Raw genomic sequence first — 1,643 nt, 5'->3', positions numbered from 1 at the left:
CTCATATACTAATAGTATAAGAACAGCTTTAAGCATAGTTCTTAAAAATGAACCTAATCATCTATGATAAAATTATAGATATTAGGGATGAAATGGGATTGTTTTATGTGCTTGCTGGGTTTCCAATTTAGGAATTACTCATTTGGTAGACTCCACCCTCATTCCATTGCCTTTCATCTTTTCGGTTGGTTAGGTTCATTTATTGATTACCTGTATAACTCGTGAGCCTGTTGTGGTTTTGGATTAACAGGGCATCCCAAATTATAGGAGGTATATTATGTCAGAAAAAATTGTTGTAGGAATTGATGTGAGTAAAGCTTTCAGTGATATCTGTATTCTATCACCTAATAATGACATCATCAAAAGACTTAAAATTTCTAATGATATTAATGGTATGAAGTCGCTCATCTATGTACTTGAAAAGGTAGAAGATGAGTACGAAGACAGAGCAGTAATTATCATGGAAGCTACTGCACACTATCATCAAATTTTAGCTAATTTTTTCCGTAAGCATAATTACGAAGTAATTGTAATTAATCCGATTCAAAGTGGAGCGTTGAAAAATATCAATATCCGAAAAATTAAATCAGATAAAACAGATGCATATAATATAGCGTTGCTATATCGTATTAAGAATTACAACGAAACAATTACACACTCAGATACCATTAACAGTATCAAAAAGCTTTGCAGACAGCATAAAGAATTGACGGATGAAATTGTGGAACACATCAACCGATTAATCGCTTTTTTAGATATTTCCTTTCCAGATTTCAAGAAATTATTTACGGATTTGCAAGGGAAAACACCTTTGTCTTTGCTTGAAAAATATCCTACTATACAGGAAGTCTTATCTCCTGAAAATAAGCAAGATATTCTTCGACTGATAAAAGAAAATTCACATAAAAGCAGCTCCTATGCCGAAGTAAAATATGAAAAACTATTGAAAGCTGCTGAAAAATCTATTGAAGTTTGTATAGTAAGCCTTAGTTCAGCAGTACTTATTCAAACAACTGTGAGGGTTATTTTCAGTTTACAGGAAGCTTTGAAAGCAATCGATGATGAAATCAAAAGGCTATCACTTTTAGATGAAAAGTTTCATAAAGAAATAGTGCTTTTACAAAGTATTCCAGGAGTTGGAGAGTATACAGCATGTGTTGTTTTATCAGAGCTTGGAGATATATCCAATTTCTCGAAACCGAAAGAATTAGTTGCTTTCTTTGGCTTGGATCCAGGAGTAACCCAAAGTGGAACATACAATAGGAAAAACAATAAAATCTCTAAAAGAGGATCACCTCATGTTCGCTCAATTCTCCATATGCTGGCTAAATCTAATGTGTATCCAAATCGCAACCGAGAGTATTTAAATCCTGTTATGCGAGCTTATTTTGAAAAGAAGATAGCTGAAAAACCATACAAAGTTGTAATGTGTGCAATTATGCGAAAGATGGTTCAAATTATTTTTGCTGTTCTCAGAAACCAAAAATCATTTGAGTTAAGAACACCCGAAGAACATCAAAAACTAATTCGAGAAAAAAGTAAGTTAGTCGCATAAATTTTTAAAAGTGTTGCCTCAAAAAATGAAAGTATATGAGGCTTGTTTGCTATGCACATTTTTAAGTTTTGTGACTTGAAAAAATTTT

At 32.6% G+C, this 1,643-nt stretch carries 1 protein-coding gene; it reads left to right on the top strand.

All coding sequences use genetic code 11. From position 1 onward, the window contains the following. Positions 1 to 277: 277 nt before the first annotated feature. Positions 278 to 1,555, top strand: a complete 1,278-nt coding sequence (locus FYJ26_RS10705; protein ID WP_154542237.1) for an IS110 family RNA-guided transposase — start codon at positions 278 to 280, stop codon at positions 1,553 to 1,555. Positions 1,556 to 1,643: the final 88 nt, after the last annotated feature.

It is taken from the genome of Anaerococcus porci, from assembly GCF_009696575.1.
Classification (GTDB): domain Bacteria; phylum Bacillota; class Clostridia; order Tissierellales; family Peptoniphilaceae; genus Anaerococcus; species Anaerococcus porci.
Note: the sequence above shows the minus strand (reverse complement) of the source record. Positions and strands in the feature narration are given on the sequence as shown.

Bases quoted from the DNA above. Each gene is read 5' to 3' on its own strand.
- FYJ26_RS10705 (WP_154542237.1), top strand. From the start codon at position 278: ATGTCAGAAAAAATTGTTGTAGGAATTGATGTGAGTAAAGCTTTCAGT.